This is a genomic window from Exiguobacterium sp. E17S, from assembly GCF_057772545.1.
In genome coordinates this window covers 1-21,754 of the sequence record NZ_JBYLRU010000001.1, presented here as the reverse complement: position 1 = coordinate 21,754, position 21,754 = coordinate 1, and the positions used below count along the sequence as shown (strand labels likewise).

Below are 21,754 nucleotides of genomic sequence, written 5' to 3'. Positions count from 1 at the left end.
TCCAATTTGTTTAGACGAGATAAAGCCCCGCCTGTATCAATCCAATTAAACCACCTAACAACCCTCCAAGCCAAGTGATAGCCCGGAATTCTCGCTTAGAAATCGATAAGACGATTTCTTCGAGATATGCAGTATCCAGCAAACCGACCTCTTCTCGAACAATCGTTTCGAGATCGAGCGTCTGCAAGATTTGCCCGATTTGATTCGTCGTCCGTTCGAATAGATGATCGATGACGACAGGGACATGTTGCTCGAGTAATTGTGATTCGAGTGGATTCAACCAGACGCGTAATGGTGTAGCAAGCATCGATTCAATCGGTAAACGCGCCAAGACTTGTTCTTTGACGGTCTGTCGAATCCGCGACTCCGTCTCTTCCGTCATATAGGACGACAGTGGACGATCCAGTCCCTTTTGCCATTCCTGACGTAATAAGGCAAGGATGAACTGAGACGTCGACTCTGATTGAAGTACCCGTTTCAGCTCCGGCTGAATCATATCAACGACGTTGACGTTCGCGAGCAACATCCCGAACATCCCACCTCCGAGTCGCTGTTGGATGAAACGAGCAACAGTTTCCTCGAGTTGTAGACGTCCTTCTGGTCCATCAAAATATTCCTCTGCTTGGTGCAATACGGATGTGACGAGTCTTGGCATGACCTCTTCGATTTTTTGTTCTCCGGCTTCCCCGATCAACTCGCGCACGGACTGCTCACGCCATTTACCCATGAGGAGCGAAAACTCCTGCTCCAAGTGATAACTGATTTTTCCTTGGATCCGTTGTTTTGGTTCGTCGATGAATCGACTAATCCACGCTTCCGTCGTCTCTTCCGAGCGTGTCCATTTCATGACTTCTTGTTCGACGAGCCGCGTGACAGCTCCACGAACAGCTGGTGATGCGAGACGTTTCCCGATCCCTTCTGGCGTCAAGAGATGCTTGACGACCGTCCGTCCGAGATTCGCTGCCAGTTCATCCCGCCGTTTAGGAATCAGACCAGGTGTAAATGGGACGCGAAATTTTCCGATGTATTTCGGTTCAAGTGGTCGAAATAACATCCGAATCGCTAAATGATTCGTAATTGCGCCGATCAGGGCCCCAATGACGATGATTCCGACAAGTTTCAACACGAGTAAAAACGTATCTGACATAAGTTATCATTCCTTCCGATTTTCGACTTATGGTAAAGTCGAGATAGTTATGTACGATTTAGGAGTGATGCCGTGTGTTACGACAACTGATGACTGTATTCAATGACCAGCTTACGACCGATCCGAATGTTTATTGCCAGGAACAGTATAGCGTATATCGCCTTGAAGATGGACTTTGTTTTGGAATCAAGGCAACTGCCATCTCTGACCGTGAACAACAACTGCTTGATGTATTCGCTGAACGCATCATCACGACGTCGCGGTCTGATATCGATCTATGGCGAGAGCGTATCCAATCTGCTCATGCCCTGGAAGATCAGTCGTTCCGACTTGTCCATTTTTTGTTCAATCCAACCGATGAACGGACAAGTGAAGAAATTCAACAATTGCTCTCCTCTTTCTTTTCGCAGACGAGCATCCTTATTCCTTTTAGCACACACCGCTTCACGGTCGTCGAACGCGAAGAGTTTGTCATTGAGTCTGAACTATCCGATTTATTTTTAGCGTTACAATCTGATTTTGTACTCGACGGTAAGGTATTGCTTGGTCAACAACGTGCTGCAGGCGATATCGCCGTTCAGTTCCAACTTGAACAAGCAGCGCTTGCTTTCGTTCCTTCGATGCACATCGAACGCTTCTTGCCTGCCATGATTCGTCTTGCGAGTCTAGATGACCGGCACCGCGCGACACTCGTCGATCAGTTCATTCGTTCCCTCGAGGCAGAGTCTCGTGAGACAATCCTTGCTTTTTGCCGAGCTAATTTGAACGTCTCCCTGACAGCAAAACATCTATTCTTACATCGAAATAGCCTCCAGTATCGACTCGACCGATTGACGGAGCAGACTGGAATCGATGTTCGCTCATTTGAAGGCGCTACTTTCCTCTATACCTTACTTCTTGTAGCATGATGCCTAATTGAAAACGTTTGCATTTAGTCAGGTTGTCCATAGGCAGACTCCCTGACTTCTTTTATACTAAATCTTGTAAGCGTTATTATTTCATCATTTACATTAGGGGGAACTACACATGGCTGAAATTCGTCTTGAACATATCGATAAAATCTACTCAGGTGATGCAAAAGCGGTTGATGACTTCAACCTTCACATTAAAGATAAAGAATTCATCGTCTTCGTCGGACCATCAGGTTGCGGTAAATCAACGACACTTCGGATGATCGCTGGGCTCGAAGAAATCTCAGGTGGGGATTTCATCATCGATGGCAAACGCATGAACGATGTAGCGCCAAAAGATCGCGATATCGCGATGGTCTTCCAAAACTACGCGTTGTATCCACACATGAACGTCTTCGATAACATGGCATTCGGATTAAAGCTTCGGAAGTTCCCAAAAGATGAAATCAAGCAACGCGTAGATAACGCAGCTCGTATCCTTGGTCTTGAAGAATACCTCGAGCGGAAGCCAAAAGCACTCTCTGGTGGTCAGCGTCAACGGGTAGCGATTGGTCGCGCCATCGTTCGTGATGCTAAAGTCTTCTTGATGGATGAGCCGCTCTCGAACTTAGATGCTAAATTGCGGGTACAAATGCGTAAGGAAATCATTCAGTTACACAAACGTCTTGAGACGACAACGATTTACGTCACGCACGATCAGACGGAAGCGATGACGCTTGCGACACGAATCGTCATCATGAAAGCGGGTATCATTCAACAAGTCGGAACGCCGAAAGAAGTCTATGATCACCCAGATAACATGTTCGTCGCTGGATTCATCGGTTCACCATCGATGAACTTCTTGACAGGTAAATTAGCGGAAGACGGTCTCTTCCACGTTTCAGGAACAGAAGAGAAATTCGAAGTACCAGAAGGAAAAATGAAAGTTCTCCGCGATCGCGGTTACACGAACAAGGATCTCGTCCTCGGAATTCGTCCAGAAGACATCCATGCGGAATTGATCTACCAAGACACTAAAACAGCGCATCGCTTCCCAGCACATATCGAAGTATCCGAATTGATGGGTGCAGAGTCTTATCTCTACTCAAAAGTTGGACAACAAGCGTTCACGGCACGTGTTGATTCACGTTCACACGTCGAGATGGGATCGCAGCTTGATCTCTTCTTCGATATGACAAAAGCACACTTCTTCGACTCTGCGACGGAAGCAACGATCCGTTAATCTTATCATCGATCAGTTACGATGTTTCAGACTGTCCTTTTAAGGGCAGTCTTTTTTATTGACAGACGTTCCTGTAACTTTGTATGATACTGCTTGTAGCTTAAAATTAATCCTATTCGAAAACTAGGAATTGAAATCATTCATTTATAAAGGAGAGAGCGCTATGAAACACGGTTTGAAATTAGCTGTAGCAGCATTATCGACAGCGGGGGTGCTTGCAGCATGCGGCGCTTCGAACGACAACGCAGGTTCTGATAAAGAGTCAAAAGTCATTACAGTCGGTACAGAAGCAACGTACCCACCTTTCACGTATAAAGAAAAAGGAAAATTGACAGGTTATGACGTAGACGTCATGAACGAAGTCGCAAAACGCGCCGGCTATAAAGTCGATTACAAAGCGATGGACTTCAAAGGACTCATCCCAGCACTTGATTCAAAACGGATCGATGTCATCGCGAACCAAATGGGAATCACGCCTGAGCGCCAAGAAAAATACGCTTTCTCTGATGCGTATACGGTCTCTGGTTCAACGATCATCGTCAACAATAAAACGAACGATATCAAAACACTCGATGACTTAAAAGGAAAGACAGTTGGTTCGACACAAGGTTCACTTTATGCAAAAACGGCTGAAGAAGCTGGCGCGAAAGTGAAATACTACAAAGGCGCGAACCAAGTCTTGAAAGATCTTGAAGCAGGTCGTGTTGATGCTGCTATGAACGATCGTCTCTTCGTCTTGACGGAGCTGAAGAAAGCAGGCTACAAAGTCAAAGCGGTCGGTGAAACATTCGACAAGAACGAATCAGGCTTCATGATGGCAAAAAACAGTAAGTATACAGAAGACTTCAATAAAGCACTCGCTGATATGCAAGAAGACGGCACTCTTGCAAAAATCGGTAAGAAGTATTTCAACGAGGATATCAGTAAGTGAGTGAATTACTGACGATCGTCCGGGATAACTCGGACGTCTACGCAAAGGCGATTGGTACGACCCTTCTTGCAAGTGGTCTCGCCATCGTCTTTGCGCTTATTCTCGGGTTGATTCTTGCCGTCATGCGTGATAGCCGTCTTGCCGTCTTTAGCGGTTTTGCACGTTTATACGTCTCCTTCTTCCGAGGAACACCATTGCTGTTACAAATCCTGATTTTATACAATGGTCTCGTTGTCCTTCAATTGACTGGATTCCAAGCTCTCGCCTTCGGCTTATCGCTTCACTTTTCTGCGTATATCTCGGAATCGTTCCGGGCTGCCATCTCCTCTGTCGATCGTGGACAATGGGAAGCCGCTGACTCGCTCGGTATTCCGCGCCGTAAGACATTCAAGGACGTCATCTTGCCACAAGCACTATCTCGGGCGATTCCCCCACTTTCGAACTCTGTCATCGATATCATCAAATCGACATCACTCGGTACGATTGTTGCTGTTGAGGAATTGACATACGTCTCTGACCAGATTTCAGCTACGACGTATCTTGTCATGCCGTTGCTTCTATTCTCAGCTGCGATTTACTGGATCATGTCAACACTCATTCAAAGTGTTCAGCATCGCTTAGAGGCACGATTCAGCATTCCAGAATGAATTTTCCACACTTGGAACCGTCAGGATTTCAAGTGTGTTTTTTAGATTTTTTTAGGTTTAGCACTAGGCAATCCGGGAATAATCAAGTATACTAATAAAAATCAGAATTATCTGACAACTTACAAAGGAGCGTGGCCGAGATGAAACAAGTAATTGAAGCTTTCCGTAGACAAGATGCAGAGCAGCGAATTCCAGTGCTACGTCTCGAAATCGATTATGAGCTCAGTACGCTCTTCGATGCGATTCAAGCCAATGACCAAGCTGCCATGTCAGCAAGTAAAGATCGTTTAGATAAATACCGTCAGGAGATGCTTCGCTTAGAAGCTTAACCTCATAGATCCCCCATCTCTCCTCCCCCTTGAGATGGGGCTTTTTTTGTTTACTTTTAAATGAGAGGAACATTCTATTCGTAAACGAAGGAGAGGATCGCCTCCAGATGATATATCGGAAACGATCCTCTCACTTTATTTCGCTAACGGACAACGTGCGCATTGATCCGCTTCTATCTTAAAACCAATTAATCGACGTCACGACCACGTGATGCCTTCAAAATCTCAAACCACTGTTCGCGTGTCAAAGACAATTTCGTCGAACGAACCGCAGATTCGATGCGTTCAATCTTACCAGAACCAACGATTGGCATGATACGTGCTGGATGTTTGAGCAACCATGCATATGCGACTTCGTCGATTTCTTCTGCCCCGATCGTCTCTGCGATCTCAGCTAATTTTTCGCGTAACGGTGCATATTGCTCGTCCTTGAAGAGACGACCGCCCGCAAGCGGACTCCATGCCATCAACGGCATCTCATTTTCATGACAGAGATCAACGGATCCGTCCTCGAAATGTTTCAGTTCCGAAACCGACAACTCGAGTTGGTTCGTCACGAGCATGAATGGTAAGCGCGACTGAATGAGACTTTGTTGCGCAGGTGTATGGTTCGAGAGACCGAATGTCCGTACCTTTCCTGCGTCCTTCAACTCTACGAACGCTTCAGCAATCTCGTTCGGGTCCATCAACGGATCTGGACGGTGAATCAACAACGTATCAACATACTCGACACCGAGTTCTTGAAGAGAACGGTTCACTTGTTTGATGATATGCTCTTTCGTCGTATCATAGAATGATAACGACTGATCCGAGAAATGATTCCCTTTCATCTTGATACCCGTCTTCGTGACAATCTCCATCCGGTCACGTAATTCCGGTTTTAAAGCAAGCGCTTCTCCGAATAAGCGTTCATTCGTGTAGTCGCCATAGATATCCGCGTGATCAAACGTCGTAATTCCTAAAGCAAGGCATGCTTCGATCAATTCGAGACGCTCTTCTTTCGTCATCTCCCATTCATTCAATCGCCATAAGCCATGAATAATGCGTGAGAATGATAAATCTTCTGTTAGTTGAATCCGTTCCATCTGTCTTCCAACTCCTCTATCGTATAAACTCTATCTCGTTTACTGTACCTCAAAATGGTACCGGTTGCACGGATTTCACTTTTTGATGCTCTGAGATAAAAAACAGGACCCCGTCGATGACGTGATCCTGCATGGGACTTATTGAATTTGTTCGACTTCTTGCATGACTTCATCTTCGATCTGCTGACGTTTCCGTGTCGTCTCAGCAGCATCTGGTGACGTGACGCTGAAGTAGAATTTGATTTTTGGTTCCGTACCCGATGGACGAAGGCAGAACCACGATCCATCGCTGAGGGTAAACTTCAGTACGTTGGATTTTGGCAAGTTAATTGGTGAAGGTTGATGCGTCTTCAAATCGTGGGCGATGCTCGCATCATAGTCCTCGAATAAGACGACCTGTTCTCCAGCCACTTGTTTTGGCGGATTCTCACGGAACGTATCCATGATACGCCCGATCTGTGCCACGCCATCCTTCCCTTTGAGCGTTAAAGAGCGGAGTGACTCTTCGAAGTACCCGAACTGCTCGTAAATCGCCTGTAATGCCTCATAGAGCGTCCGTCCTTCTTTCTTATGGTACGCAGCCATCTCAGCAGCTAACAAGCACGCTTGGACAGCATCCTTGTCTCGGCAGAAGTCACCGATGAGGTATCCATAGCTCTCCTCGTATCCGAAGAGATACTCATATTGACCCGATGCATTGTATTGTTTGATTTTTTCCCCGATGAACTTAAAGCCTGTCAATGTGTTCTCGACATGGAGATCATAATGACGCGCAATCAATGCACCCAGTTCTGACGTAACGATCGTCTTCGCGACGAATCCGTTCGCTGGCAGTGTTCCTTGCGCCGCTTTTTGTGAAAGGATGTAGTCGAGCAATAACGCTCCCGTCTGATTCCCTGTCAGGACTGTCCATTCTCCGTCGGCATCACGTGTTGCGACTCCGACACGGTCAGCATCTGGATCCGTCGCAATCAAGATGTCGGCATCTGTCCGGTCACCATATTCGATCGCCAGTTTAAAGGCAGCATGTTCTTCCGGGTTCGGCGACGTCACGGTCGGGAACGCACCGTCTGGTTCCGCTTGCTCCTTGACGACTGTCACCTGTTCGAATCCGTACCGTTTCAATCCTTCTGTTACCGGCACAAGACCTGTTCCGTGAAGTGGTGTGAAGACGATTTTAAGTGGATCCGCTAATTCCGATTGAATCGAAGGTAAGACACGAATCGTTTGTAATTTGTCTTGGTACGCTTCGTCGAGTTCTTCTCCGACACGGACGATCAATCCGTTCGCACGAAGAACTTCTTCTTGCTCCAGTTCAATCGACAGCTCATCTTCGATTTGGCTGACGTACGAAACGAGTTCATCCGCTTCTTTTGGTGGAAGTTGTCCACCGTCATCCCCGTATACTTTATAACCATTGTACTCTGGTGGGTTGTGACTCGCCGTGATGACGATTCCGCCCGCTGCTTGTAAAGACCGAACTGCAAACGAAAGTTCTGGTGTCGGACGTAGACCGTCGAACAGATACGCTTTGATGCCGTTACTTGCGAGCGTCCGTGCCGCCTCCAGCGCAAATTCTGGTGAGAAATGGCGTGAATCGTGTGCGATGACGATTCCTTTTGCTGCCGCTTCTTCCCCCGACGCCTTAATGAATGCCGCGAACCCTTGTGATGCTTTTCGGACCGTATATACGTTCATCCGGTTCGTCCCGACACCGATTTCCCCACGCATACCACCTGTTCCGAACTCGAGTTCTTTATAGAATGCTTCTTCGGCTGCTTTTTCATCCGTTGCTAGCGTAACTAATTCTTCTTTTAATGCGCTGTCTAAATCAGCGAACTGATCCCATTTTTGATAGGTTTCTTTCCATGACATGGTAAATCGACTCCTTTTTTAAATGAGGGTAAGACTTGCGATGATGCGATACCTTTCATATGATTAACACTAGAAAGGGTAAGGTGATGAGGCATGTTTCCTACGATTCAAATGGCAGATCTTCAACAGCTCGTCCGAACGGATCAGATTCGCTGGTTTGACTGCCGATATGACTTGCAACAACCTGAATATGGACGAAATGCTTTCTTGGAACAACACGTCGAAGGTGCACAGCACCTGGATTTAACGACTGACCTTTCCGGTCCCGTCGATGAGGTCGGCGGTCGGCATCCGCTTCCTTCAAAAGAAGCGTGGCAACACACACTGGAACAGCATGGTGTGACACCGGAAGACTTCGTCGTCTTGTATGACGATGGTTTTCCGTATGCAGCTCGTGCGTGGTGGTTATTTAAATGGATCGGACATGAGCGTGTCGTCGTCCTTGAGGGCGGATTCTCCTCTTACCTAGCGTTCGATCTTCCGGTCACGGACGATGTTCCTACTTATGAACCGTCTCAGTACGCGCCTCGTTTTCAAGATGAGATGCTCGTCTCGTTCGAAGAGCTAAAGCATCAGCTGACAGAAACGATGATCATCGATTCCCGTGCACCTGATCGATACCGTGGAGAAATCGAACCACTCGATCACGTCGCCGGTCACATTCCAGGTGCTGTGAATTGTTTCTTCGAACAAGCACTCTCACCAGATGGTCGCTTACGGGACGCGGAAGATTTGAAAGAACTGTACGCCGACATCCTACCGGTCACGGCACCCATTCTTTATTGTGGAAGTGGTGTGACAGCTTGTGTCAATGTCATCGCTCTCCATTCACTCGGGAAAACCGACGTCCGGCTATACGCTGGCTCTTATAGTGATTGGGTCAGCCGTGGTGAAGATGTCTCCCGTTCGTAAACATCAGACACTGACGGAAACATCTGTCAGTGTCTTTTTGTTCAGAGTTGAATCGGTTTGATGTTCCAGATCGCATTCGCATACTCTTTAATCGTTCGGTCACTTGAGAACACACCTGACCGTGCAATATTAAGAATGACGCGTTTATACCATTCTTCTGGTTGCTGATACATCCGATCGATTCGTTCTTGCGCTTGTTGATACGACATGAAGTCTTTCAGGATCAGATACTCATCATTATACGTCAATAATGAATCGTAAATCGCTTGGAATTCACCTGGAGCAAATAATGTTCCATCGACGAGACTATCGATGATCCGTCGTAGTTCGGGTTGGGCACTGTATTGATCGTATGCACTGTAACCACCGTACTGCTTATAATTCATGACTTCCTGTGGTGTTAAGCCGAAGATGAAGATGTTCGCATCCCCGACCTCGTCTCGAATTTCGATGTTTGCTCCGTCAAGCGTTCCGATCGTCAAGGCGCCATTCATCATGAATTTCATGTTGCCGGTTCCAGAGGCTTCATAACTTGCAGTCGAAATCTGTTCACTGACGTCACTTGCCGGGAAGATCTTCTCAGCAAGCGATACACGATAGTTTTCTAGGAAGACGACTTTCAAGTATGGACTGACGTCTGGATCCTGATTGATCAAGCGAGCTAACGCATTGATATAACGAATGACTTCTTTTGCATAATGATAGCCTGGCGCAGCCTTTGCACCAAAGATGAATGTCCGCGGTGTCATCGTGAAGGAACGGTCTTCCTTCAGACGATAGTAAAGCGAATGAATGTGTAACGCATTCAAGAGTTGGCGTTTGTACGCATGCAATCGTTTGACTTGAACATCAAAAATCGAGGTCGGATCCACGACGATACCGGTTTCTTTTTCAATGAGCAATGCTAATTCTTCTTTACGCTGAAGTTTGATCTCAGCGATGTCCTTCTGTAACGCTGCATCCTCTGCCCATTTCGTCAACTTTTGCAAATCAGACGGATGCTGAATCCAACCATCCCCGATTGCTTCTGTCACACGATTTGCCAGTGCTGGGTTTGATGAGAGGAACCAGCGACGATGTGTAATTCCGTTCGTCTTATTGTTAAAGCGAAGCGGAAACATCTCATAAAATAGGCGCATCTCGCGCTGCTTCAGAATCTCAGTATGAATCTGTGCGACTCCATTCGTCGAATGCGTGCCGACGACAGCCAGGTTCGCCATGTTGATCCGGTCATCCGCGATGATGGCGATATCTCGCATATGCGCTTCCATGTGTGGATAGTTCGCAAGCACATCCTTACAGAAGCGTCGGTTGATTTCCTCGATGATGAGGTAGATGCGCGGTAACAAGCGACGGAACAAATCGATCGGCCAGCGCTCGAGTGCTTCTGACAGTAACGTGTGGTTCGTAAACGACATGACACTCTTCGTGATCCGCCATGCTTCTTCCCAGCCAAATCCTTCTTCATCGACAAGAATCCGCATCAACTCCGGAATCGCGACGACCGGATGTGTATCGTTGATATGAATAGCGATATGGTTGCCGAGTTGCTTCAATGAATGATTTCGCTTTTTAAAGGACGTTAAGATACTCCGTAATCCAGCAGAGACGAAGAAATATTGTTGCTTTAGACGCAGCTCTTTTCCTTCATACGTCGTATCATCCGGATACAGAAACTCTGAAATCGTCTGAATCGATTGTTTATGTGCCAGTAAATCTTTATAGTTCCCACGGTATTGGCTAAGTAATTCATCATCATCAAGTGGAGACTCAGCACTCCAAAGTCGCAGGTTATTGACGACCTTGTTTTGATAGCCGACGATTGGCATGTCGTACGGAACAGCACGGACGATTTCAGCCGGCTCATGATGGACACGATACCCATCACCGACCTCTTCAAGCCAGACATGCCCACCGAATGGCACATCGACCGCTTTATCAGAACGTCTGATTTCCCACATGTTTCCGTTCTTCAGCCAGTTATCCGGTAACTCGACTTGATAACCATCGATGATTTTTTGCTTGAAGAGACCATACTGATACCGGATCCCATTCCCGTGTCCAGGCAGACCGAGCGCAGCCAGGGAATCAAGGAAACATGCCGCGAGACGTCCGAGACCCCCGTTCCCAAGTCCAGGTTCCGGCTCTTCTTCTGTCAAATCACTGAGCTGATATCCGAGTTCTTCAAGTCCCTGCTCGACATCCTTTAAGACATCAAGACTCAATAGATTGTTATGCAGGAAACGTCCGAGTAAAAACTCGAGTGAGAAGTAATAGACTTGCTTACTTTTTTTATGGATATACGTTTCCTTCGTCCGTAACCAATCGGTCGTGACCGTCTCGCGTACCAGATAGGCAAGTGTCTGATAGATATCGTTTTCTGTTGCTTCCGTTATTGCCTTGCCATGCATCGAAACGAATCGTTCCGTAAACCTCTCCTTGAACTTCTCTTTATCTTTGAACATGACGTAACCCCTTTTCCCAGTGATACGATCAAGTGGCGGACGGTGCAATCAAACGATATAACGCCAAGTATTCGTCGGCTGAACGCAACCAACTGAAGTCCTCATTCATCGCTGTCTCAATCAAATGATCAAAGACTGGTCGATCATGATACACCTCAATCGTACGTTTAATCGCTTCTAAAAACTCATGTGCATTATAATTCGCGAACGAGAATCCATTTCCTTCTAATGTGAACTGATTGAACGGTTTGACCGTATCACGGAGCCCACCTGTTTCCCGAACGACCGGTAAACAGCCATACTTCATCGAAATCAACTGACTGAGACCACACGGTTCAAAACGCGATGGCATCAAGAAGGCGTCACTCCCCGCATAGATCCGTTGCGCGAGACCAACGTCGAATCCGATATAAGAAGCGATTTTGTCTGGACGAATCGATGTCGCATGATGGAACAATCCTTCATATTCCGCTTCACCCGATCCGAGAATGATGAACTGCGCATCGAGTTCGAACAAGTCTGGCAAGATATGCGCGAGTAAATCGATTCCCTTTTGGTCAACGAGACGAGACACGAAACCGAACAATGGTACGTCCGGATTAATCGGGAGACCTAGTTCCTCTTGTAAAGCCGCCTTGTTTTTTGCTTTTCCTTCCGTGACGGTATCAACGGAATATGTCTCAACGAGATGCGTATCATGCGCAGGATCAAATTGACGATAGTCGATCCCGTTCAAGATGCCACGCACATCGACAGCGCGATGTTGCAAGACCGGCTCAAGTGTCTCACCGTAATACGGATCCATGATTTCATCACGGTACGATGGACTGACTGTCGTGATTTGATTGGAGTGGACGAGTCCTGCCTTCATGTAATTGACGAGTCCGTTATGAGCGATCCCATCCGCTGTGAAATGTTCATGACTCAAACCAAGTAAGTCACCGAGCACTTCTTCCGGGAAGACACCTTGGTATTGTAGATTGTGAATCGTAAAGACCGTTTTAATGTCTTGATAGCGCTCAAGATGTTGATAATGGATACGTAAGAACGCTGGAATCACACCTGTTTGCCAATCGTGACAATGGATGACGTCCGGTACTTCCTTTCGATCGAAATGTTGAATCATCTCAAGGACAGCACGTGAGAAATAAGCAAACCGTTCAGCATCATCGTAATGTCCATAAATGACTCCATCCCGTTTGAAGTAGTACTCATTATCGATGAAATAGAACGTCACACCATCTTGTTTCAAACGGAGGACAGCACCAAATTGCTGGCGCCAACCGACTGGCACGATGAAGTCGAACAAGAACTCCATCTCTGATTTGTATTGTTCCTTGATTTGACCATAATTGGGTAAGACGACTGAAACGTCTGCCCCTTCCTCAGCAAGCGCTAAGGGGAGCGAGCCGACGACGTCAGCTAGCCCCCCTGTCTTGATGAAGGGTGTCGCTTCCGTGGCAGCAAACCATACCTTCATGAATGACATCTCCTTTAAACGATTGTTTGTTTTTTGATGACGATTGGTTCTTCTGCCGTTCCGCGGATGACTTGACCGCGTTTGACAGTGACTTCTTTATCGAGAATCGCGTACTCGACGACCGCCCCTTCTTCAATGACTGATTTTTGCATGATGATCGAGTTCTTGATGCGAGCGTGTTTTCCGACTTTGACACCACGGAACAAGATACTGTCCGTCGTCGTGCCTTCTAACTTACAGCCGTTTGCGACGAGTGAGTTCTTAATGGCAGAACCCGGTAAGTAACGCGTCGGCGGTTCATGCTTGATTTTCGTATAAACGTGTTGGAAGTCGTTGATTGCTCCCCACTGTTCAAGTAACAGCATGCTTTCACGGTAATACGAACGAAGCGAATGAATGACTTGTGATGTACCACGGTACTCATACCCGTGAACGTGCAAGCGATTGAGCTGCGAACGAATGATGCTTTGAAGTAAATCGTACTCACCACGTGCGATGGCTTCATCGATTAAACGAACAAAGAGATTCTTCGATAGGACGACCGTTTCCATGTAGAACGTCTCATCCGTCGGTTGGAACCCTCGTGATCCGATTGCCGTCACGCGATTCTGTTCGCCAAAACGGATCGGACGGCAGTATTTACAAGGCAGCTCACGCTTCGTATAGACGACCGTGATGTCCGCATTCGATTCTTTATGTTCGCGTAACACATCGCGATAATCTACCGCGGATAAGATGTTTGAACCAGAAACGACGACATAGTTTTCCTTACTGCGAAGGAAGAAGTCACGGTGGAGGTGGAAGTTCGATAAATCTCCACGGAACTCGTTCGCATCTTGTGACAATGCAGGCGGGAAGATGTAGAGTCCACCGTTTGAACGGTCAAGATCCCACTCTTTACCCGATCCAAGATGGTCCATCATTCCACGATATTTCTCGAGTGTAAAAATCCCGATGTTTGCGATATCGTTTTGTACCATGTTCGTTAATGTAAAATCGATCAACCGATAACGTCCTGCAAATGGAACTGCCGCTAAGTTACGATGTTCCGTCAATTCCTTGAAAAAGCCTTCTTCTCCGCTTAAATTGATGACACCTAATAAATCGACCTTCATCCGAATATCCCCCTTATTGAATCGCTTCTTTGATGACTTCGTTCTTCTTGACGATGCTGTCTGCTTCAATGACGAAAACTTCTCCGTCTGGAGAGCCGATCGTTGCACCATCTTCTACGATCACACCGTCCGCTAAGATCGCCCGATGAATCGTGACGTCTCGTCCGATTTTGACGTTCGGGAAGACGACCGAGTCTTTGACGAGTGATCCTTCTGCTACGTCGACACCATGGAAGAGAACCGAATGATTGATTTCACCTTCGATATGGCATCCTTCATTGATGATCGATGTCTCGACTGTCGCAGCATTCCCGATATATTGTGGTTGCTGATTCGGGTTGACCGAATAGACTTTCCAAGAAGGATCATATAAATCAAACTCTGGTTCTGCCGTCAACAAGTCCATATTCGCTTCCCAGAGCGATTGAATCGTTCCGACATCTTTCCAGTATCCTTTAAATTTATAAGCACGAATATTGAGGTTTTCAAAGAGCATGTTCGGAATGATGTTCTTACCGAAGTCAAAGCTTGATTCCGCATCACCAGCATCTTGAATCAAATGTCGTTTTAATACATCCCAGTTAAAGACGTAGATTCCCATCGATGCAAGATTCGATTTTGGATTCTGTGGTTTTTCTTCGAATTCATTAATCCGGAGATCATCATCCGTGTTGAGAATTCCGAATCGTGGTGCTTCTTCCCATGGCACTTCACGAACAGAGATTGTTACGTCCGCTCCGCCAAGACGATGCTCTTCAATCATCTGTTCATAATCCATTTTATAAATATGATCGCCTGATAAGACAAGAACATAGTCAGGGTCAAATTGGTTGATGTAACTCATGTTCCGATAAATGGCATTTGCCGTTCCTTCATACCAGTTCTTTCCGTTTTGCGCCTGGTAAGGAGGTAGAATCGTCAAACCACCGTTACGTCGATCTAAATCCCATGCACTCCCGATTCCGAGATAGCGGTTTAATTCAAGTGGTTCATATTGCGTTAATACACCAACTGTATCGATTCCTGAGTTCGTACAGTTCGACAGCGGGAAATCAATGATCCGGTACTTTCCTCCAAATGCAACAGCTGGTTTTGCAGTATGTTTCGTTAAAGCTCCCAGACGTTTCCCTTCTCCGCCTGCAAGTAACATCGCAACGACATTCTTTTTAGCCATTTCGTCCCCTCCATTTATGCTCTTTTTTTCAGACAATTCGCGTTGTAAAATCCACAGATACTTCTATATACCCAATCTTTTCTCTTTTTAATATAACATTCCTGCAAAATAGGTTTATTAAAATACAAAAATCGAAAAAAAATCTACTGATTTCTCCATAAAAGACCGATAATAGGAATGAAATGGCTTTTTGAAAGGAGTTCTCATGCGAATTACTACAGGATATCTTGTCTTACTTGGTCTTGCGACGATGCTTCTATTTTCCTTATTTTCAATAAAAGATGAGTTGAAAACAGCACGTACACTTTTTTTCTGGGCCGATGAACAGACGACGCGACATCCACTGACCTCCTATCAACCAATCACCGTAACCTATGAAAACAAACGGGTCGAGCTCTATGACGGATTGCGACGGGATGATCTAACTCCTCGAACATTGCCGAAAAAAGTCGAGCAAGCGTTTGTTGCCATCGAAGATCAGCGTTTCTATCAACATGACGGATATGACATCACAGGAATCTTACGCGCGTTTACAAAAAATCAGTCGGATTCTAAATCTCAAGGTGGCAGTACGATCACACAACAACTAGCAAGAATGACGTATCTATCAAACGAAAAAACATATACTAGGAAAATAAAAGAGTTGTTAATTGCTGTGTCTTTGGAGCAAAAATATTCAAAAAAAGAACTGATGACGGCGTATGTCAATCAAGCCTATTTCGCGAATAATATTTATGGTATCGAACTTGCCGCAAAATCATATTTCAATAAGCCGGCACGCGAGTTGAGTTGGTCTGAAATCAGTTTTCTGACAGCAATTCCGAATAATCCTTCTCTTTATGACCCGCTACGCTTTCCTGAAAACACAAAAAAACGTCAGCAACGAATCGTTCAAGCGTTAATACGCGATCGTGTACTGACGAAAGATTTTGCTATTTCTCGTGTGTCGCCTCGATCCTATAAACCGAGTGTCCCTTATCCAGATTATATCGATGCCACCGTTCAAGCTGCGGTTCGGATGACCGCTCAAAAAAAAGGTTGGAGTGAGAAGCGTGCTGCAGAATATCTGCATCAACAAGGGGCGGTCATCTCGACATATCTCGACTCAGCAGAACAACGACGGGCTAAGGAAGCTCTTCGCAATCTACCCAACCCGATTGAGGGTGCTTATGTTGGCATCGACGGACAAACACACGGGGTCACCGCTCTTGTCGGCTACAAATCGAATTTGACAGGTCAGTTCAACCGAGCAGTGCAGTCGTACCGACAACCTGGTTCAGCCATCAAACCGTTACTTGTCTATGGTCCTTACCTTGAGAAGACGAAAGCCCGCTTATCGAGCACATTAGACGGTAGTCCCGTCTGTATCGACGGATACTGTCCGTCAAATAGCGGAAATCGAATTCTCGGACAAGTAACGATTGCCGATGCGATTGCTTACTCCTATAACACACCAGCTATTCGCGCATTTGCTGTCTCTTTCCGGGAAGGATTGAAGTCGATCCGTCCGTTCCAGTTCAGCCAATGGACGCGCGAGGATGATGCTTTTACAAGTGCTCTAGGTGGGTTGCAATACGGGATCAGTCCGTATGAACTGACAAACGCCTATACCGTATTCGTTAATGATGGGCTCTATCGACCGGCGTCGATGATTAAAAGTATTACGCTTAAGAATGGAACGGTCGAACGACCACAAGAAAAGGAACAACGGATTTGGTCCAGTCAGACGAACCGGGAATTACGGGCTGGTTTGAAAAATGTCATGACGTATGGAACGGGACGCAAAGGATATGATTCCTCTGCGCGCTATATTGGAGGAAAAACAGGAACAACGAACGACAATAAGGACATGTGGTTCGTTGGCATCAAAAATCAACATATCGGAGGGATTTGGCTAGGGGCAGATCGCCCACGTCCCTTCCCTGTTGAGGCAAATGCAACGCTACAGGTCCAGACGTGGGCAACGATTTTACGTCCTTAAATCAACTCGGAAATAAAATCGCTTCCCCGAACGAATTGAATAAAGTCAGACCGACCCAGGATAGACCAGCAAGCAGAACACCCCAGGCTAAGAAAGAAAAGATAATCAAACCAACGGCTCCTGCTGCACTCGTCATTTTACTGATTTGTACCGTGTAAAAGATGAAGTAGATGAAAAAAGACACAAGCAAGACGATTCCGACATGCAAGAAGGACGTCATGAAGGCGAAGCTAACACAACCTCCGATAAGTAGCAGAATACTTCCCGGACGTAACATGCCGAGTGTCGTTCCCTCTTGTTCCTTGATGAAAAAGGCGAAACCGAGCTGATTGATCGTATCTGACAATAGTTTAAGTGAACTGAAGATCATGAAGTAAACGATCAGGAAGCCGAGCCAAACAACGAGCTTCGTATCGCGTGCCGTCAAGAGTTGTAACAATTCATCGTACACTCCGACTTGATCGAGCCAATGTAATGCAAGTTCCGTCGTTGCAATCGCAAGGGACGTACTAAATAACAAGATGCTGATCAGCGGAGCATAACTTAATAGGTAAACGTTCGTACGCATGTGGAGTCTCCATTCATAGAAAATTCATATGTAGCACACAATTTCACTTACAGGTATACTATAATAGATTATATCGGTTCAAGAGACTGAAGGGGGAAACAAAAATGGCATTTATCTTAATGGTCGGCGTAAGTCTTGCGTTTTTGACAGCAATCTTCACTGCAGGCTACAACAAAAAACCTGAAGGTAACGAATAATTCATAAAAGCTCCATCCTGATTCAGGATGGAGCTTTTGCTTTATAGAAGACCTGCGTATCCTTGCTGACGTAATGCTTCATAGACGATGATCGCTGCCGTGTTCGAGACGTTCAGTGAACGAACGAGATTCGATTGGGGTAGACGGATACAACGCTCTGCGTTCGCATCGATGACTTCAAGCGGTAATCCTTTTGTTTCCCGACCAAAGACGAAGAAATAATCCTGTTCGACGTCCGATAAGTCGATCTGGCTCGGGTACTGTTCTCCATATTTCGTAATATAGTAGAAAATACCTTCCGGATGCTTCTCCCACAGTTCTTCTAACGAATCATGATAACGGACATCGACGAATTCCCAGTAATCAAGACCCGCACGTTTAAGTTGCTTATCGTCCGTCGAGAAGCCGAGCGGTCGGATCAAATGAAGGACGGAATGCGTCGCTGCACATGTGCGTGAAATATTTCCTGTGTTTTGAGGAATCTCCGGTTGATACATAACGACATGAATAGTCATGGTTTAATTCTCTCCTATCTCATGCGCTAAAAGCGCTTCTTTATGGGCAATCCCACTTGCAAAACCCGTCAGTTTACCAGTCGCCCCGATGACACGGTGACACGGATAAATTAACGCGATCGGATTCCGGTTCAAGGCACCACCAACGGCTCGTGCTGCCTTTGGTTTCCCAATCATTCGAGCCAGTTCACCGTAACTGATCGTCTGACCAAACGGAACGGTTCGTAAAGCGTGCAATACTTGCTCTGCAAATGGTGTGACACGCAACTGACAAGGAAGTGCATCAAGCGCTTGTCGATCGCCTACTGCGTAACGATCAAACGCCATGCGCCAAGCATTCGGTAATTCACCGTCGTCGGTTTCTTTTTGCAAATAGGTTCGAGCACGCTCTTCATTCAATCCAAAATCGAGATACACGATGTGCTCTTTTTCCCATGCGACGAGCAATGTACCAAACTCATAAGTGAGCTGTTGAAATGGCATCTGCTTCCCTCCACTCCTCAAGTAACCGTTGTCCTTCGGTTTGCACATCCACTGCAATATCGGCTAAAAGACGTGATTCGATGTACGACTTCTCATCGATTCCGCCAATCCGGCCGACTGCCCAGAGTGCAAGCGCCCGCATGTCTTCCCGGGCATCCGTTTCTGTCATCAATCGTAACGCATCAATCGCACTCTTGTCTCGGTAATGGACGAGCGCACAAATCGCATTACGCTGAATCGGCTTCTTTCCACGCCATGCGCCAGACAACGTCCCGAACCGGCTCTTGAACTCGCGGTTACTCATGGATAAGAGTGGAACTAAGAGCGGTTTGACTTGTTCTGGATCCGGCTGCAGTTCAGCATGATGTATCGCATTCTTCTTCCGGTTATACGGACATACTTGCTGACACGTATCACAACCGTATAGACGGTTCCCAAGCGCCATTCGGAATGGTTCTGGTAGTAACGTTTTCGTCTGCGTCAAAAACGAGATGCACCGTTTAGCGTCGATGACGCCAGGTTCAACAAGCGCATCCGTCGGACAAGCGTCGATGCACTTATTGCATGTCCCACACAATTCTTCGACTGGCTGATCCGGCGGTAGAACGATATCTGTAATCAGTTCACCAAGATAGAGATAGGATCCGTGCTCCTCACTGATGATCGAGCAGTTTTTCCCACTGAATCCGATACCTGCTCGTTCTGCTACTGCACGATCGACGAGTTCTCCTGTATCGACCATCGAGCGTGTCCTTGCACCTGGACTCAATTCTTGAATTTTTTCTTCAAGTAACGTCAAGCGTTGTCGCAACGCCTGGTGATAATCCAGTCCCCAGGACGATCGACAAAAGATTCCCCGTCGCTCCCCTTCCTTGCCACGAGGTGCATTTTTGAGAGTACTTGGATACGCGACCGCAATGGCAATGATCGAAGCGGCATCTTCAACGAGTAGAGACGGTGTCGTTCGAAGGTCGAGATCGGGCTCTTCAAAACCAGAAGCGAATCCTTTTTCTTGTTGCGCTTGCAGGCGACGTTTTAAGACAAGAAATGGATCAGCCGTCGTCACCTTCAATTCATCGATCCCAATCTCTGCTGCGTACTCTTGTAAAGCCAATTTCAATTGCATACCATCCATCACGATCTACTCCTTTCCTCGTTAAAATCCCGTTCCTAAACAAAAAGAGCAAGGTGTCAGCGAAAACGACACATTGCTCTTTTTTGGTAAGCGGGTGAAGGGAATCGAACCCTCGTCATCAGCTTGGAAGGCTGAGGTTTTACCATTAAACTACACCCGCATGATCAGGTGAAACATCAGATTGTGTAAAAAGTATAAAGCGGGTGAAGGGAATCGAACCCTCGTCATCAGCTTGGAAGGCTGAGGTTTTACCATTAAACTACACCCGCAAGATACCGGTGGTCGGAATCGAACCGACACTCCAAAGGAACACGATTTTGAGTCGTGCGCGTCTACCAGTTCCGCCACACCGGCACAATCTCTTGCAAAACTATTTAATTGAGAAATAGTTGGAGGCGCCAGTCAGAATCGAACTGACGATAAAGGAGTTGCAGTCCTCTGCCTTACCACTTGGCTATGGCGCCACTCATTGGAGCGGAAGACGGGATTCGAACCCGCGACCCCGACCTTGGCAAGGTCGTATTCTACCACTGAACTACTTCCGCTTGAAAAGCTGGGCTGGAAGGGATCGAACCTTCGCGTGCTGGAATCAAAATCCAGTGCCTTACCACTTGGCTACAGCCCAATAATAAGAGGGCGACTGATGGGAATTGAACCCACGAATGCCGGAATCACAATCCGGTGCGTTAACCACTTCGCCACAATCGCCATGGTAAACAGGGGCAGCAGGAATCGAACCCGCGCTGACGGTTTTGGAGACCGTAGTTCTACCGCTAAACTATGCCCCTATGGTGGTGGGGGGGGGCGGATTCGAACCGCCGAACCCGAGGGAGCGGATTTACAGTCCGCCGCGTTTAGCCACTTCGCTACCCCCCCACAAATGGGAAAATCATGTTGTTAATAAAGATGGTGGCTTTGGACGGAATCGAACCGCCGACACAAGGATTTTCAGTCCTTTGCTCTACCAACTGAGCTACAAAGCCTTAACAATGGCGGTCCTGACGGGATTCGAACCCGCGATCTCCTGCGTGACAGGCAGGCATGTTAACCGCTACACCACAGGACCGTATGTAATTGCGGGGGCCGGATTTGAACCGACGACCTTTGGGTTATGAGCCCAACGAGCTACCAGACTGCTCCACCCCGCGACGCTATAAATGGTGACCCGTACGGGATTCGAACCCGTGTTACCGCCGTGAAAGGGCGGTGTCTTAACCGCTTGACCAACGGGCCATTATGAATTGAAAGTGATGATGGCGGAGAGCAAGGGATTCGAACCCTTGAGACGCTTTTGACGCCTACACGATTTCCAATCGTGCTCCTTCGGCCACTCGGACAGCTCTCCATTGTACGTGGTGAAGAAGTAATAAATGGCTCCGCAAGTAGGATTTGAACCTACGACCTACCGGTTAACAGCCGGTTGCTCTACCGCTGAGCTATTGCGGAACGATCGCCTGGCAGCGTCCTATCCTCACAGGGGGAAGCCCCCAACTACTTTCGGCGTTCAAGTGCTTAACTTCCGTGTTCGGCATGGGAACGGGTGTGACCACTTGGCTATCGCCACCAGACATTTATTATCTTA

General features: G+C 46.9%; 18 protein-coding genes, 15 tRNA genes and 1 rRNA gene. 7 read left to right on the top strand and 27 right to left on the bottom strand.

All coding sequences use genetic code 11. The annotated features are described in order from the left end of the window. Positions 1 to 10 precede the first annotated feature (10 nt). Entirely contained in the window at positions 11 to 1,147 is a 1,137-nt protein-coding gene (locus AC3B4V_RS00170) for a DUF445 domain-containing protein (RefSeq protein ID WP_133207899.1), read from the bottom strand. 74 nt (positions 1,148 to 1,221) lie between these two features. On the opposite strand from AC3B4V_RS00170, the gene AC3B4V_RS00165 reads away from it, so the two are divergent. The 5 genes from AC3B4V_RS00165 (at position 1,222) to AC3B4V_RS00145 (ending at position 5,187) form a co-directional block, all read left to right on the top strand. After that, positions 1,222 to 2,055 (top strand): PucR family transcriptional regulator, encoded by an 834-nt coding sequence (locus AC3B4V_RS00165; protein WP_050677719.1) that lies wholly within the window; start codon positions 1,222 to 1,224, stop codon positions 2,053 to 2,055. Positions 2,056 to 2,173: 118 nt separating this feature from the next. Beyond that, on the top strand, positions 2,174 to 3,280 hold the full coding sequence (locus AC3B4V_RS00160) for an ABC transporter ATP-binding protein (protein WP_023467334.1): 1,107 nt from the start codon (positions 2,174 to 2,176) through the stop codon (positions 3,278 to 3,280). A gap of 163 nt (positions 3,281 to 3,443) precedes the next feature. Beyond that, complete coding sequence (locus tag AC3B4V_RS00155; RefSeq protein ID WP_133207898.1) at positions 3,444 to 4,211, top strand: transporter substrate-binding domain-containing protein; 768 nt, start codon at positions 3,444 to 3,446, stop codon at positions 4,209 to 4,211. Next, on the top strand, positions 4,208 to 4,858 hold the full coding sequence (locus AC3B4V_RS00150; RefSeq protein ID WP_023467332.1) for an amino acid ABC transporter permease: 651 nt from the start codon (positions 4,208 to 4,210) through the stop codon (positions 4,856 to 4,858). Before AC3B4V_RS00155 ends, AC3B4V_RS00150 begins: the two co-directional genes overlap by 4 nt. Positions 4,859 to 4,998: 140 nt before the next feature. Further along, a complete protein-coding gene (locus AC3B4V_RS00145; protein ID WP_023467331.1) occupies positions 4,999 to 5,187 on the top strand; it encodes a hypothetical protein in 189 nt (62 codons plus the stop codon). Between the two features lie 188 nt (positions 5,188 to 5,375). On the opposite strand, the gene AC3B4V_RS00140 is transcribed toward AC3B4V_RS00145, so the two are convergent. Both AC3B4V_RS00140 and AC3B4V_RS00135 read right to left on the bottom strand, forming a co-directional pair. Continuing rightward, positions 5,376 to 6,272, bottom strand: coding sequence for an aldo/keto reductase (locus AC3B4V_RS00140; RefSeq protein ID WP_058265034.1), 897 nt, complete (start codon positions 6,270 to 6,272; stop codon positions 5,376 to 5,378). Between the two features lie 138 nt (positions 6,273 to 6,410). Further along, positions 6,411 to 8,147, bottom strand: coding sequence for a phospho-sugar mutase (locus AC3B4V_RS00135; protein ID WP_488377493.1), 1,737 nt, complete (start codon positions 8,145 to 8,147; stop codon positions 6,411 to 6,413). A 93-nt stretch (positions 8,148 to 8,240) separates the two neighbouring features. Between AC3B4V_RS00135 and AC3B4V_RS00130 the strand changes: the two genes are divergently transcribed. After that, positions 8,241 to 9,059 carry a sulfurtransferase gene (locus AC3B4V_RS00130; RefSeq protein ID WP_195865559.1) on the top strand — a complete coding sequence of 273 codons (819 nt, stop codon included), beginning with the start codon at positions 8,241 to 8,243 and terminating at the stop codon, positions 9,057 to 9,059. Positions 9,060 to 9,100: 41 nt separating this feature from the next. On the opposite strand, the gene AC3B4V_RS00125 is transcribed toward AC3B4V_RS00130, so the two are convergent. The 4 genes from AC3B4V_RS00125 to AC3B4V_RS00110 are packed head-to-tail and all read right to left on the bottom strand — an operon-like array spanning position 9,101 to position 15,293. Beyond that, complete coding sequence (locus AC3B4V_RS00125) at positions 9,101 to 11,524, bottom strand: glycogen/starch/alpha-glucan phosphorylase (protein WP_488377492.1); 2,424 nt, start codon at positions 11,522 to 11,524, stop codon at positions 9,101 to 9,103. A gap of 28 nt (positions 11,525 to 11,552) precedes the next feature. Then, the gene (gene glgA, locus AC3B4V_RS00120; RefSeq protein ID WP_488377491.1) at positions 11,553 to 13,004 is read right to left on the bottom strand and encodes a glycogen synthase GlgA; all 1,452 of its coding nucleotides are present in this window, start codon (positions 13,002 to 13,004) and stop codon (positions 11,553 to 11,555) included. Between the two features lie 14 nt (positions 13,005 to 13,018). Next, on the bottom strand, positions 13,019 to 14,119 hold the full coding sequence (gene glgD / locus AC3B4V_RS00115) for a glucose-1-phosphate adenylyltransferase subunit GlgD (protein WP_195865556.1): 1,101 nt from the start codon (positions 14,117 to 14,119) through the stop codon (positions 13,019 to 13,021). 13 nt (positions 14,120 to 14,132) lie between these two features. Next, the gene (locus AC3B4V_RS00110) at positions 14,133 to 15,293 is read right to left on the bottom strand and encodes a glucose-1-phosphate adenylyltransferase (RefSeq protein ID WP_488377490.1); all 1,161 of its coding nucleotides are present in this window, start codon (positions 15,291 to 15,293) and stop codon (positions 14,133 to 14,135) included. Between the two features lie 205 nt (positions 15,294 to 15,498). Between AC3B4V_RS00110 and AC3B4V_RS00105 the strand changes: the two genes are divergently transcribed. After that, on the top strand, positions 15,499 to 17,274 hold the full coding sequence (locus tag AC3B4V_RS00105; RefSeq protein ID WP_223041400.1) for a transglycosylase domain-containing protein: 1,776 nt from the start codon (positions 15,499 to 15,501) through the stop codon (positions 17,272 to 17,274). Between the two features lies 1 nt (position 17,275). Here the strand turns inward: AC3B4V_RS00105 and AC3B4V_RS00100 are convergent, their stop codons facing one another. The 20 genes from AC3B4V_RS00100 to rrf form a co-directional block, all read right to left on the bottom strand. After that, entirely contained in the window at positions 17,276 to 17,842 is a 567-nt protein-coding gene (locus tag AC3B4V_RS00100; protein ID WP_029340917.1) for a DUF5366 family protein, read from the bottom strand. Positions 17,843 to 18,080: 238 nt separating this feature from the next. Then, positions 18,081 to 18,554, bottom strand: a complete 474-nt coding sequence (trmL, locus tag AC3B4V_RS00095) for a tRNA (uridine(34)/cytosine(34)/5-carboxymethylaminomethyluridine(34)-2'-O)-methyltransferase TrmL (protein ID WP_488377489.1) — start codon at positions 18,552 to 18,554, stop codon at positions 18,081 to 18,083. A 3-nt stretch (positions 18,555 to 18,557) separates the two neighbouring features. Beyond that, complete coding sequence (locus AC3B4V_RS00090; RefSeq protein ID WP_023467318.1) at positions 18,558 to 19,037, bottom strand: methylated-DNA--[protein]-cysteine S-methyltransferase; 480 nt, start codon at positions 19,035 to 19,037, stop codon at positions 18,558 to 18,560. Further along, positions 19,012 to 20,172, bottom strand: coding sequence for a tRNA epoxyqueuosine(34) reductase QueG (gene queG, locus AC3B4V_RS00085; RefSeq protein WP_488377488.1), 1,161 nt, complete (start codon positions 20,170 to 20,172; stop codon positions 19,012 to 19,014). The genes AC3B4V_RS00090 and queG overlap by 26 nt, the downstream gene beginning before the upstream one ends. Before the next feature lie 89 nt (positions 20,173 to 20,261). Then, positions 20,262 to 20,332 (bottom strand) — tRNA-Gly (locus AC3B4V_RS00080). A 38-nt stretch (positions 20,333 to 20,370) separates the two neighbouring features. Beyond that, positions 20,371 to 20,441, bottom strand: a tRNA-Gly gene (locus AC3B4V_RS00075). 4 nt (positions 20,442 to 20,445) lie between these two features. Beyond that, positions 20,446 to 20,526, bottom strand: a tRNA-Leu gene (locus tag AC3B4V_RS00070). A gap of 36 nt (positions 20,527 to 20,562) precedes the next feature. Further along, positions 20,563 to 20,636, bottom strand: a tRNA-Cys gene (locus AC3B4V_RS00065). Between the two features lie 6 nt (positions 20,637 to 20,642). Next, positions 20,643 to 20,717 (bottom strand) — tRNA-Gly (locus AC3B4V_RS00060). Positions 20,718 to 20,725: 8 nt separating this feature from the next. Then, positions 20,726 to 20,797 (bottom strand) — tRNA-Gln (locus tag AC3B4V_RS00055). 10 nt (positions 20,798 to 20,807) lie between these two features. Beyond that, positions 20,808 to 20,880 (bottom strand) — tRNA-His (locus AC3B4V_RS00050). 9 nt (positions 20,881 to 20,889) lie between these two features. Next, positions 20,890 to 20,960 (bottom strand) — tRNA-Trp (locus tag AC3B4V_RS00045). A gap of 4 nt (positions 20,961 to 20,964) precedes the next feature. Beyond that, positions 20,965 to 21,048 (bottom strand) — tRNA-Tyr (locus AC3B4V_RS00040). 31 nt (positions 21,049 to 21,079) lie between these two features. Next, positions 21,080 to 21,155 (bottom strand) — tRNA-Phe (locus AC3B4V_RS00035). A gap of 7 nt (positions 21,156 to 21,162) precedes the next feature. Beyond that, positions 21,163 to 21,238: transfer RNA gene (locus AC3B4V_RS00030), tRNA-Asp, on the bottom strand. Positions 21,239 to 21,246: 8 nt separating this feature from the next. Continuing rightward, positions 21,247 to 21,320, bottom strand: a tRNA-Met gene (locus tag AC3B4V_RS00025). Positions 21,321 to 21,330: 10 nt separating this feature from the next. Continuing rightward, positions 21,331 to 21,405 (bottom strand) — tRNA-Glu (locus AC3B4V_RS00020). 21 nt (positions 21,406 to 21,426) lie between these two features. Further along, positions 21,427 to 21,517, bottom strand: a tRNA-Ser gene (locus AC3B4V_RS00015). A 26-nt stretch (positions 21,518 to 21,543) separates the two neighbouring features. Further along, positions 21,544 to 21,618, bottom strand: a tRNA-Asn gene (locus AC3B4V_RS00010). A 6-nt stretch (positions 21,619 to 21,624) separates the two neighbouring features. After that, positions 21,625 to 21,740 (bottom strand): 5S ribosomal RNA (rrf, locus tag AC3B4V_RS00005). Positions 21,741 to 21,754: the final 14 nt, after the last annotated feature.

Excerpts from the sequence above, each read along its gene's own strand:
- AC3B4V_RS00100 (WP_029340917.1), bottom strand. The coding sequence starts at position 17,842 with ATGCGTACGAACGTTTACCTATTAAGTTATGCTCCGCTGATCAGCATC.
- AC3B4V_RS00145 (WP_023467331.1), top strand. The coding sequence starts at position 4,999 with ATGAAACAAGTAATTGAAGCTTTCCGTAGACAAGATGCAGAGCAGCGA.
- AC3B4V_RS00105 (WP_223041400.1), top strand. The coding sequence starts at position 15,499 with ATGCGAATTACTACAGGATATCTTGTCTTACTTGGTCTTGCGACGATG.
- AC3B4V_RS00110 (WP_488377490.1), bottom strand. The coding sequence starts at position 15,293 with ATGGCTAAAAAGAATGTCGTTGCGATGTTACTTGCAGGCGGAGAAGGG.
- AC3B4V_RS00130 (WP_195865559.1), top strand. The coding sequence starts at position 8,241 with ATGTTTCCTACGATTCAAATGGCAGATCTTCAACAGCTCGTCCGAACG.
- glgD (WP_195865556.1), bottom strand. The coding sequence starts at position 14,119 with ATGAAGGTCGATTTATTAGGTGTCATCAATTTAAGCGGAGAAGAAGGC.
- queG (WP_488377488.1), bottom strand. The coding sequence starts at position 20,172 with ATGGATGGTATGCAATTGAAATTGGCTTTACAAGAGTACGCAGCAGAG.
- AC3B4V_RS00155 (WP_133207898.1), top strand. The coding sequence starts at position 3,444 with ATGAAACACGGTTTGAAATTAGCTGTAGCAGCATTATCGACAGCGGGG.
- AC3B4V_RS00140 (WP_058265034.1), bottom strand. The coding sequence starts at position 6,272 with ATGGAACGGATTCAACTAACAGAAGATTTATCATTCTCACGCATTATT.
- AC3B4V_RS00135 (WP_488377493.1), bottom strand. The coding sequence starts at position 8,147 with ATGTCATGGAAAGAAACCTATCAAAAATGGGATCAGTTCGCTGATTTA.
- trmL (WP_488377489.1), bottom strand. The coding sequence starts at position 18,554 with ATGACTATTCATGTCGTTATGTATCAACCGGAGATTCCTCAAAACACA.
- AC3B4V_RS00125 (WP_488377492.1), bottom strand. The coding sequence starts at position 11,524 with ATGTTCAAAGATAAAGAGAAGTTCAAGGAGAGGTTTACGGAACGATTC.
- glgA (WP_488377491.1), bottom strand. The coding sequence starts at position 13,004 with ATGAAGGTATGGTTTGCTGCCACGGAAGCGACACCCTTCATCAAGACA.
- AC3B4V_RS00090 (WP_023467318.1), bottom strand. The coding sequence starts at position 19,037 with ATGCCATTTCAACAGCTCACTTATGAGTTTGGTACATTGCTCGTCGCA.
- AC3B4V_RS00170 (WP_133207899.1), bottom strand. The coding sequence starts at position 1,147 with ATGTCAGATACGTTTTTACTCGTGTTGAAACTTGTCGGAATCATCGTC.
- AC3B4V_RS00160 (WP_023467334.1), top strand. The coding sequence starts at position 2,174 with ATGGCTGAAATTCGTCTTGAACATATCGATAAAATCTACTCAGGTGAT.